General features: G+C 55.6%; 1 protein-coding gene. It reads right to left on the bottom strand.

Annotated elements, in window-relative coordinates:
• Positions 1-16 precede the first annotated feature (16 nt).
• A partial coding sequence (locus LNV28_RS25005; protein WP_263521368.1) for a hypothetical protein occupies positions 17-412 on the bottom strand: 396 nt, incomplete at its 5' end.

Genomic DNA, 412 nt, shown 5'->3' with positions numbered 1-412 from the left:
GACCGGTTAGAGCGCATTAGACGACCAACAGACCAGGCTCACCAGGAAGGCTGAAGGAGAAAGACTCTAATCCGGATGAATCGATAGTAGCGAGAAGTGTGGAGCTATCAGACCACTTCAGCTGAAGCCCCACCCCCCTGGCCCAATCAGCGCTCGAAATGGTGAGACCCACAAGATCAGCAAGTGCCGCTGCACCTCGGCGCAAGCTCTCCCTTTGCACAGTCACCCTGATGCCTTCGCGCGCCGAAATCTCATAGCCACTTTCAACAGTTAATCGACTGCCGTCGAACACTAGCTCAATGTGATGCTTGCCCAGAACGACGGAAAGGAGCTCCTGCCCGGACATGGAGTCAAGGGAGATGTCTTCTGGGATTACGCCGTTGACGCGAGTAGGCATGGTGCGCTCTAACGT

The organism is Paucibacter sp. DJ2R-2, from assembly GCF_025717675.1.
Classification (GTDB): domain Bacteria; phylum Pseudomonadota; class Gammaproteobacteria; order Burkholderiales; family Burkholderiaceae_C; genus Paucibacter_A.
The sequence above is the reverse complement of the archived record's forward strand: the minus strand, read 5'-3'. Positions and strand labels throughout refer to the sequence as shown.